The organism is Streptomyces sp. SID10853 (assembly GCF_010548145.1).
GTDB lineage: Bacteria > Actinomycetota > Actinomycetes > Streptomycetales > Streptomycetaceae > Streptomyces.
Window position 1 is genome coordinate 1 of sequence record NZ_JAAGLN010000267.1, and the last position, 8,947, is coordinate 8,947.

11 protein-coding genes and 1 pseudogene are annotated in these 8,947 nt (G+C 71.7%); 8 read left to right on the plus strand and 4 right to left on the minus strand.

All coding sequences use genetic code 11. From position 1 onward, the window contains the following. Positions 1-1,094 (minus strand): DUF692 domain-containing protein (locus G3I19_RS31400; RefSeq protein WP_239074954.1); only part of this gene is annotated, 1,094 nt, incomplete at its 3' end. A gap of 167 nt (positions 1,095-1,261) precedes the next feature. Continuing rightward, on the minus strand, positions 1,262-1,987 hold the full coding sequence (locus G3I19_RS31405) for a peptidyl-tRNA hydrolase (protein WP_164267113.1): 726 nt from the start codon (positions 1,985-1,987) through the stop codon (positions 1,262-1,264). A gap of 170 nt (positions 1,988-2,157) precedes the next feature. Between G3I19_RS31405 and G3I19_RS31410 the strand changes: the two genes are divergently transcribed. After that, entirely contained in the window at positions 2,158-2,835 is a 678-nt protein-coding gene (locus tag G3I19_RS31410) for an AIM24 family protein (RefSeq protein WP_164267114.1), read from the plus strand. A 30-nt stretch (positions 2,836-2,865) separates the two neighbouring features. Further along, the gene (locus G3I19_RS31415; RefSeq protein WP_164267115.1) at positions 2,866-3,069 is read left to right on the plus strand and encodes a hypothetical protein; all 204 of its coding nucleotides are present in this window, start codon (positions 2,866-2,868) and stop codon (positions 3,067-3,069) included. A 57-nt stretch (positions 3,070-3,126) separates the two neighbouring features. On the opposite strand, the gene G3I19_RS31420 is transcribed toward G3I19_RS31415, so the two are convergent. Together G3I19_RS31420 and zapE are read right to left on the minus strand one after the other, a co-directional pair. Continuing rightward, positions 3,127-3,552 carry an OsmC family protein gene (locus G3I19_RS31420; protein WP_164267116.1) on the minus strand — a complete coding sequence of 142 codons (426 nt, stop codon included), beginning with the start codon at positions 3,550-3,552 and terminating at the stop codon, positions 3,127-3,129. Between the two features lie 49 nt (positions 3,553-3,601). Continuing rightward, positions 3,602-4,672 carry a cell division protein ZapE gene (gene zapE, locus G3I19_RS31425; protein ID WP_343235263.1) on the minus strand — a complete coding sequence of 357 codons (1,071 nt, stop codon included), beginning with the start codon at positions 4,670-4,672 and terminating at the stop codon, positions 3,602-3,604. Positions 4,673-4,740: 68 nt separating this feature from the next. On the opposite strand from zapE, the gene G3I19_RS31430 reads away from it, so the two are divergent. The 6 genes and pseudogenes from G3I19_RS31430 to G3I19_RS31455 form a co-directional block, all read left to right on the plus strand. Continuing rightward, on the plus strand, positions 4,741-5,538 hold the full coding sequence (locus G3I19_RS31430) for a pyrimidine reductase family protein (protein ID WP_164267117.1): 798 nt from the start codon (positions 4,741-4,743) through the stop codon (positions 5,536-5,538). A 104-nt stretch (positions 5,539-5,642) separates the two neighbouring features. Then, positions 5,643-6,113 (plus strand): indole-3-glycerol phosphate synthase, encoded by a 471-nt coding sequence (locus G3I19_RS31435; protein WP_164267118.1) that lies wholly within the window; start codon positions 5,643-5,645, stop codon positions 6,111-6,113. 61 nt (positions 6,114-6,174) lie between these two features. Further along, entirely contained in the window at positions 6,175-7,569 is a 1,395-nt protein-coding gene (murC, locus tag G3I19_RS31440; protein ID WP_164267119.1) for a UDP-N-acetylmuramate--L-alanine ligase, read from the plus strand. Between the two features lie 9 nt (positions 7,570-7,578). After that, positions 7,579-7,986 carry a peptide-methionine (R)-S-oxide reductase MsrB gene (gene msrB, locus G3I19_RS31445; protein ID WP_164267120.1) on the plus strand — a complete coding sequence of 136 codons (408 nt, stop codon included), beginning with the start codon at positions 7,579-7,581 and terminating at the stop codon, positions 7,984-7,986. 70 nt (positions 7,987-8,056) lie between these two features. Next, positions 8,057-8,713 carry a TetR family transcriptional regulator gene (locus G3I19_RS31450; protein ID WP_239074955.1) on the plus strand — a complete coding sequence of 219 codons (657 nt, stop codon included), beginning with the start codon at positions 8,057-8,059 and terminating at the stop codon, positions 8,711-8,713. A gap of 2 nt (positions 8,714-8,715) precedes the next feature. Next, positions 8,716-8,947, plus strand: a pseudogene (locus G3I19_RS31455) (hypothetical protein); the annotation flags it as partial.

Sequence of the window (8,947 nt, forward strand, 5' to 3'; positions counted from 1 at the left end):
AGGGCCAGCCGCTGCCTGGCCGCGGCGGTGGAAGCGGGTGCGGGTGCCGGGGTGGCTGCCGGTGCGTCTGCCGGTGACCCTGTCGGTGTGGCTGCCGCCGGGGAGGGCGGCTGGGCGGGTGCGGCCCCGCCGGGGACCGCGGTGTCCGGGGCGGTGCCGGTCTTCCCGGCGGCCACAGCCGTCCTGGATGCCAGAGCCGTCCTGGATGCCAGAGCCTTCCCGGACGTCACAGGCTTCCCCGACTCCACAGTCTTCCCGGACGTCACAGCCGCCCCGGCGGCCAGCGTCTTCCGTATCGCGGTCAGTTCGCCGGCCAGTTCAGCCGCGGGCGGGAAGTCGTCGTCCCGTTCCAGCAGCACGCCCGGCGGATCCACCCGGTCCCGCAGCTGGGCCAGTACGCCGAGGACCGGCGCGGTCACCGGGTGGGCATGGGTGTCGTGCCAGACGCCGTCCTTCTCCACGCCGCCCGCGACGTGGACGTACGCGATGGCCTCCACCGGGAGTTCGTCCAGCGCCGCCGCGGGGTCCTCGCCGCGGTTCACGTGGTTGGTGTGCAGGTTGGCCACGTCGATGAGCAGCCGTACGCCCGTACGCTCCACCAGTTCCGCCAGGAACTGCCCCTCCGTCAGCTCCTCGTCGGGCCAGGAGATCAGCGCGGCGATGTTCTCCAGGGCGAGGGGGACGGGCAGGGCGTCCTGGGCCGTGCGCACGTTCTCGCACAGCACACGCAGCGCGTCCCAGGTGCGCGGAACCGGCAGCAGATGGCCGGCCTCGAGACCGGGCGATGCGGTGAGCGGGCCACCGGCCCGTACGAACGCGATGTGCTCGGTGACGAGCGGCGACTCCAGCAGGAGGGCACGCTCGGCCAGCGCCGCGAGCCGGTCGGCCGACGGACGTTCGGCGCCGCCGATGCCCAGCGACACGCCGTGCGGAACCACCGTCGCACCGCGCTCGCGCAGCCGCAGCAGGGAGTCGGGGAGATGATCGGGGCAGAGGTTCTCCGCGACCACCTCGACCCAGTCGATGCCCGGCAGCTGCTCTACCGCCGCGGCGATCTCCGGCCGCCATCCGATCCCGGTTCCCAGCTTCTCCATGGTGTCCCCCTCCGGCGTCGCTGCCACGGCGCCCGCGGGGATGATGACCCCGCGGGGCCGCGGTGAATCCACCGGGTGGGACGTTCAGAGCTTTATCTGAGGTTCCCGGCCCACCGGAAACGGGGCGGGGACCCGGAGCCCGGGCCGCCCGCGTACCGGCCGCCCGTTCACGGCCGTACGCCGTGCGCGAGGGGACAGAAGCGGCTGCCGCCTTCGACCGCGACGGTCTCCCCGGGGGCGATCTCGGTGAAGCCCGCGTCATGTACGACCGGCAGTCCGCTCGCGGTCAGTTCGGCCCAGTGCCGGGGAGCAGCCATCCGCACCGACAGCGGGAACCCGGCCGCCCGCCACGCGTCCCGCTCCGGGTCCGAAAGCTCCCACCAGGCGAGCTGTGCACCGTGCCCGGTCTGCGCCATCGACTTCCCCGCCGACATGTCGACTTCCGGATTGAGCCAGATGACCGGGGCCGTGGGCGAGGGCTCGGGCAGCGGCCCGGGATCGTCCAGATCGGTGCCGCTGACCTGGAGTTTCGCCAGCTCCTTCGGCCAGCCGTCCAGCGGCACCGGCGGGAAGACCCGTACCTCGGCCGCGGCCCCGGTGACCGTGATGCCGGGCAGGGCCGACGCCTTGCGCCACTCGGCGCCGCGCGCCCGCCGTACGACCTTGCGGATCCGGGCGTCCTGCCAGTCCGCCATCGCCTGCGCCCACTCGCCGTCACCCAGCGAGCGCTCGTCCGACAGCATCACGAGCACCGCACGTGCCGACGTCTCCAGTGCGTCCGTACGGGCCGGGGGATCGGTCTTCTCGATGTGGACCACCAGCGGGAGGACGAACTGAGGGGCCTCGTCGCGTGCCGTCGGCTCCGCGCGGAAAGGGCTGTCGTTGCTGCTCACCCGCCCCAGTCTGCCAGTCGGTTCCGGGAGGGATTCCCGTGGATTCCCGAGTGGACGCTGTGCGGATCCCCGGGTGGGTCCCGAGGGTGTCCGGGGCGGGCCGCGGGCGGAACCCGGGCGGATCCGCCGGGTTCTTGGCGGAGGGGGATCCTCCGGGTGAGGATGCCCCCATGAAGAGCGATCTTTTCCAGACCGAGAACATGGCGCAGCAGGCGACAGCCCCCGGCATGACCCTGCAGAACGCCAAATCGATCAAGTACACCGTCAACGGTGACATGCTCGCGCGGCAGGGCGCGATGATCGCCTTCCGGGGGAATCTCCAGTTCGAGCGCAAGGGCCAGGGCATAGGCGGCATGCTCAAGCGGGCGGTCACCGGCGAGGGCCTGCCGCTGATGTCCGTCACCGGGCAGGGCGAGGCGTGGTTCGCGCACGAGGCGGCCAACTGCTTCATCGTCGACATCGAGCAGGGCGACGCCCTCACCATCAACGGCCGCAACGTCCTGTGCTTCGACTCCACCCTCTCGTACGAGATCAAGACGGTGAAGGGCTCGGGCATCGCGGGCGGCGGGCTCTTCAACAGCCTCTTCACCGGCTACGGGAAGCTCGGCCTGATCTGCGAGGGCAACCCCATCGTCATCCCGGTCTCCCCGCAGCAGCCGGTCTACGTCGACACCGACGCCGTGGTCGGCTGGTCCGCGCATCTGCAGACCTCGCTGCACCGCTCGCAGTCGATCGGTTCCATGTTCCGCGGCGGCTCAGGAGAGGCCGTCCAGCTGATGCTCCAGGGCGAGGGGTTCGTGATCGTACGGCCCAGCGAGGCCAAGCCCGAGAAGCCGCAGCAGCACTGAGCGTGGACCCGGCCGAGTAGGCTCGTACGCATGGACGAGTCCTACTGCGCGACACCGGCGACGACCGCGCCCGCGCCCCTGCCCGCGTCCGGAGAAGCCCTGCCGGGCGGTCCGCCGTACGCCGAGTGTGTGCTGTGCCGCAAGCCGACCGAGTACCCGGAGTCGACGCGCGGGGCGACGCTCTGCCCCGTCTGCGAGTGGCAGGAAGCGGGCCGGACCGCCTGCTCGGGCTGAGCGCGGGGCGGCTGCGAAGGGCCGGCCGGGGTGAGACCGGCCGGCCGGGTGCGCGGGTCAGCTCAGCTTGGCGGTGAGCGTGATCGTCGTCCCCTTCAGGGCCTGGCTGACCGGGCAGTTGGCCTTGGCGTCCTCGGCCGCCGCGGTGAAGCCGTCCGCGTCGAGGCCGGGAACCTCGCCCTCCACGGTGAGGTGGATGCCGGTGATGCCCTCGCCCGGCTGGAAGGTGACCTCCGCCTTGGTGACCAGCGTGGTGGGCGGGTTGCCCGCGCCGGTCAGGCCGTTCGAGAGGGCCATCGAGAAGCAGCTGGAGTGGGCGGCCGCGATGAGCTCCTCCGGGCTGGTCCTGCCGTTCGGCGTCTCGGCGCGGGAGGCCCAGGTGACCGGGTGGTCGCCGATGCCCGACGAGTCGAAGGAGACCATGCCCGAGCCCTTGATGAGCTCGCCCTCCCAGACCGTATGAGCGACACGCGTGGTGGCCATGTTGAATCCCTTCTGGTGGCGTGCCCCCAACCTACTGGCGCACCAGTATCTACGGGCGCACAAGCGGCTTCGCGTCGCGCGCCAGCGCCGTCAGCCGGGAGATCGCCCGGAAGTACTTCTTCCGGTATCCGCCGTTCAGCATCTCGTCACTGAACAGCCGGTCGAAGGGGAGCCCGGATGCGAGGACCGGGACCTCACGGTCGTAGAGCCGGTCGGCCAGGACGACCAGGCGCAGCGCCGTCGACTGGTCGTCCACCGGCGTCACTCCGGTGAGGCAGACCGCGGTGAGGCCCTCGGTGAGCGCGCCGTAACGGCTCGGGTGGATCCGGGCCACATGGTCGAGCAGGGCGGGGAAGGGGTCGAGCGAGGCCCCGGGGGTCGCGTACGCCGCCTTGGTGACCTGCTCGTCGTCGTACGGCGCCGGGGCTTCGGGGAGCCCGCGGTGGCGGTAGTCGTCGCCGTCGATCCGCAGGGGCCGGAAGTGCGCCGACAGCCCCTGGATCTCCCGCAGGAAGTCGGCCGCCGCGAACCGGCCCTCGCCGAGCTTGCCGGGCAGTGTGTTGGAGGTGGCGGCGAGCGCGACGCCCGCCTCGACCAGCCGGCTGAGCAGCGAGGAGACCAGCACGGTGTCGCCCGGGTCGTCCAGCTCGAACTCGTCGATGCACAGCAGCCGGTGGCCGCTCAGCGTCCGCACGGTCTGCTGGAAGCCCAGGGCGCCGACCAGGTTGGTCAGTTCGACGAAGGTGCCGAACGCCTTCTGATCCGCGGGCGCGGGCGTCGCATGCCAGAGGGAGGCGAGGAGGTGGGTCTTGCCGACGCCGTAACCGCCGTCGAGATAGACACCGCGCGGCCCGGCGGGCGCGGCCGGTTTGCGGCCGCCGAACCAGCGCTTGCGGCCCTGGCCGCTCGCCGTCGCCCCGCCGAGCCCGGCGGCGAACGCGCTGAGCACGGTCACCGCTTCGCTCTGGCTCGGCTGCTTCGGGTCCGGTACGTACGTATCGAAGCGGACCGAGTCGAAGCGCGGCGGCGGCACCATCTCGGCGACCAGGCGGTCGGCCGGGACACGCGGCTCGCGGGCGCACAGGGACTGGGGGACCACTTCAGCTATGGGCGACGACACGTGCCCAGCCTAACGGCCTGCGGCCGTCGGCCAATGGCGGCCGCGAGTGCCGTGCCACACTGCCTGACATGCGACGCCTGCTCCCCGTGACCGACCAGACAGCTGCCGCTCCCGGAACGGAGCACCCCGGCGGGGCCGCTCGTGAGTGGAGCCTGGACGAGCTCGCCGAGGCGTACGCGTACCCGGCGGACACCGGATCCGGCGGTGCCTGGCTGCGCGCCAACATGGTGTCCTCGCTCGACGGCGCCGCCCAGCACGAGGGCCGCTCGCAGCCGATCTCGACCGCGACGGACATGCGGATCTTCGGCACGCTGCGCGCGCTGGCCGATGTGGTGGTGGTCGGCGCGGAGACGGTACGTCTGGAGGGGTACCGCCCGGCCCGTGCCCGGGACGCCTTCGCCGGGCGGCGCGCGGCGGCCGGGCAGGGGCCCGCGCCGGCCATCGCGGTGGTCAGCGCGAGTCTGGAGCTGGACTTCTCGCTTCCGCTGTTCACCGCCCCGCTCGTGCCGACCCTGGTGATCACCGGTGCAGGGGCGCCGTCGGACCGGCTGGCGGCGGCGCGGCAGGCGGGCGCGCGGGTGGTGATCGCGGGGGACGCGAACGCGGTCGACCCGGCCAGGGCGGTGCGGGAGCTGGCCGGACTCGGCTTCCGGCGGCTGCTGACCGAGGGCGGTCCGCGGATGCTCGGTCAGTTCGTCGCGGCCGGGGTGCTGGACGAGCTGTGTCTGACGCTCTCGCCGGTGCTCACGTCGGGTGATGCCCAGCGCATCGTGGGCGGTCCGGGGCTGGCGGAGCCCGAGCGGTTCCGGCTGGCGGGGCTGCTGGAGGAGGCCGGGTTCCTTTTCGCCCGATACCGTCGGATCTGACAATCTGCGGAATCTTCCGTTCCGCTTTCCGTTCAGTGGGCAGACTTAGATCGCAGACCCCGTGCGGGCACGGGGAAGGATGGTTTCAGCAGAAGGGCCCTCAGTTGTTCACGAGCGTATTGATGATCGAGAAACCTCTCACGTCCGAGGACGTGGAGTTCGTGACCACGCTGCACGGGGACGATCCCGTCTCCTTCATCGTGCTCATGCAGCCGCGCGGCGATCAGGCGGACTTCCTGCTCCGGGCGATCGACGACGTGGCACTGGGCGAACTGGACGAGGTGGGCCACGAGAACGAGGTGCCCGAAGGGCAGGAGGCGAGGATCCCGGCGGAGTCCGCGCTCCTGCAGTCGCTGGAGGCACTGCGCGCCACCGGCTGCAAGGCGGCGGGCCGGGTGGTCGAGCAGCATCCGCTCGATGTGCTCCAGACCGTGGTCGGCGAGCAGTCGGCCGATGAGGTGATTGTGCTGACCGCACCGCACTACGTGGAGGAGTTCTTCCACCGGGACTGGGCCTCGCGCGCCCGTCACAAGGTCGGCGTACCGGTGCTCAAGCTCTTCGCGCACAGCGAATAGGCTGGGGTCTTCCATCCCGCAGCCGCAGAGCTGCAGACGCAGAGCTTGGGGAGACACCCGTATGGCACCCGGTAGCCCGACCGCCATGGACCGACCGCACTTCATCGGCATCGGCGGCGCCGGCATGTCGGGCATCGCGAAGATCCTCGCCCAGCGCGGCGCCCGGGTCGCGGGCAGCGACGCCCGCGACTCCCCGGTGGCCGAGGCGCTGCGCGGGCTGGGTGTGACGGTGCACGTGGGCCATGCGGCCGGGCATCTGGCGTCCGACGCGACCTGTGTCGTCGTCTCCAGCGCCATCCGCGAGGACAACCCGGAGCTGGTCCGCGCCGCGGAGCTGGCCATCCCGGTGGTGCACCGCTCGGACGCGCTCGCCTCGCTGATGCACGGGCTGCGCTCCATCGCGGTGGCCGGCACGCACGGCAAGACGACGACCACATCGATGCTCGCCGTCGCCCTGACCGAGCTCGCCCTCGACCCGTCGTACGCGATCGGCGGCGACCTCGCGGGCCCCGGCACGAACGCGCGGCACGGCGCGGGCGACATCTTCGTCGCGGAGGCCGACGAGAGCGACCGCAGCTTCCAGAAGTACGACCCCGATGTCGCGGTCGTCCTCAACGTCGAACTGGACCACCACGCCAACTACGCCTCGATGGACGAGATCTACGACTCCTTCGAGACCTTCGTGGGCAAGATCGTTCCCGGCGGCACCCTGGTGATCAACGCCGACCAGCAGGGTGCGGTCGAGCTGACCGCCAGGGTCCGCGATCTGTCCACCCTGAAGGTCGTCACCTACGGCGCGTCCGAGACGGCCGACGTCCGCGTCCACAAGGTCACCCCGCGGGGTCTGACCAGTGAGGTCACGGTCCTGCTCAACGGGAAGTTCCTGACCTTCACGGTCTCCGTCCCCGGCAGCCACTACGCCCACAACGCGGTCGCCGCGCTGGCCGCCGGTGTCGCCCTCGGTATCCCGGCGCACAATCTGGCGTCCGCGCTCGGCAAGTACACCGGCGTCAAGCGCCGGCTCCAGCTCAAGGGCGAGGCCGCGGGCGTCCAGGTCGTCGACTCGTACGCCCATCACCCCACCGAGATGACCGCCGACCTCGAAGCGATGCGCGGCGCGGTCGGTGACGCGCGGATCCTGGTGGTCTTCCAGCCCCATCTGTTCTCCCGCACCCAGGAGCTGGGCATCGAGATGGGCCAGGCGCTGCGGCTCGCGGACGCCTCGGTGGTCCTGGACATCTACCCGGCCCGCGAGGACCCGATCCCCGGCATCACCAGCGAGCTGATCATCGACGCCGCCCGCGCGGCCGGCGCCGATGTCACGGCCGTCCATGACAAGGAACAGGTCCCGGTGACCATCGCGGGAATGGCGAAGCCCGGTGATCTCGTTCTCACCATGGGAGCGGGCGACGTCACCGACCTCGGCCCGCGCATCCTGGACCACTTGACGAGCTGAGGGAGCGCCATGCCGTACGACATCGAGAAGCCGGACGAGCAGTGGCGGGCGGAGCTGTCCGAAGCGGAGTACGCCGTGCTGCGCAAGGCCGGCACCGAGCCCGCCTTCGTCGGCGAGTACACGGACACGAAGACGACCGGCCTCTACTCGTGCCGGGCCTGCGGGGCCGAGCTCTTCCGCTCGGACACCAAGTTCGAGTCGCACTGCGGCTGGCCGTCCTTCTACGACCCGAAGGACACCGACGCGGTCGAACTGATCGAGGACCGCTCGCACGGGATGCGCCGGGTCGAGGTGCGGTGCGCGAAGTGCGGCTCGCACCTCGGGCATGTCTTCGAGGGCGAGGGCTATCCGACCCCGACCGACCAGCGGTACTGCATCAACTCCATCTCGCTGCGGCTGACTCCGGACGAGGGCTGAGAGCACCGGCCCCCGGGAAAGCGGCGTCCGAGGTGGCCACGAGGGTGTCCGGGCACGGACAATCACCCGTATGACCCGTACGCAGATGCCGACCGCCTCCGCGCAGCCCGTCCCCGGGCCGTCCGGGCGCAGGAACGCGACGCCCGTCCCCGGGCTGCGCGAGCGCAAGAAGCTGAAGACCCGGCAGACCATCCGGCGTGAGGCGTACCGCCTCTTCGCCGGGCAGGGGTACGAGGCGACGACGGTGGACCGGATCGCCGAGGCGGCCGAGGTCTCGCCCAGCACCTTCTTCCGGTACTTCCCGACCAAGGAGGACGTGGTCCTCATCGACGAGTACGCCCCGGTGCTCGCCGGGGCCCTGGAGTCCAGGCCCGCGGACGAACCGGTCGTGGACGCCATCCGGCACGCATTCACCGGCTCGCTGGCCCAACTCCTGGGCGCCGACCGGCAGGAGCTGCTGTTCAGGACCAGGCTCGCCTTCGCGACTCCCGCCATCAGGGTGCGGGCGGCCGATCAGCAGCTGCGCAGCCGGGACGCCGTGGCCGCGCTGATCGTGGAGCGGACGGGCCGCGAGCCGGGCGACCTGGAGGCGGACTGCGCGGCCGCGGCGATCACCGCGGTCTTCTCTGCGGTCGTCAGGCACTGGACCGAGAGCGGGGGGACCGGGGATCTCGCCGAGCTCTTCGACCGTCAACTGTCCATGCTCTCCGCAGGGCTGAGGATCTGACCATGGGGACGACACAGCAGGAGGGAATCCCCGCGCCCGGTCTGCGGACCGGCAGTTTCGGGCCCGCCGCGGGCGGTACGGGGCAGCCGGGGGCCGGCCGGGTCGTCCTGGTCGAGTCCTACGGGGACCCGGTGGAGACGGCACCGCTCCTTCCCGGGGAGGAAGAGCTGGTGGCCCGCGCGGTGCCCGCGCGCCGGGCCGAGTTCGCCACGGCGCGCGCCTGCGCCCGCGCGG

Coding starts and splice junctions, on each gene's coding strand:
- G3I19_RS31410 (WP_164267114.1), top strand. CDS start 2,158: ATGAAGAGCGATCTTTTCCAGACCGAGAACATGGCGCAGCAGGCGACA.
- G3I19_RS31415 (WP_164267115.1), top strand. CDS start 2,866: ATGGACGAGTCCTACTGCGCGACACCGGCGACGACCGCGCCCGCGCCC.
- G3I19_RS31420 (WP_164267116.1), bottom strand. CDS start 3,552: ATGGCCACCACGCGTGTCGCTCATACGGTCTGGGAGGGCGAGCTCATC.
- G3I19_RS31430 (WP_164267117.1), top strand. CDS start 4,741: ATGCGACGCCTGCTCCCCGTGACCGACCAGACAGCTGCCGCTCCCGGA.
- murC (WP_164267119.1), top strand. CDS start 6,175: ATGGCACCCGGTAGCCCGACCGCCATGGACCGACCGCACTTCATCGGC.
- msrB (WP_164267120.1), top strand. CDS start 7,579: ATGCCGTACGACATCGAGAAGCCGGACGAGCAGTGGCGGGCGGAGCTG.
- G3I19_RS31450 (WP_239074955.1), top strand. CDS start 8,057: ATGACCCGTACGCAGATGCCGACCGCCTCCGCGCAGCCCGTCCCCGGG.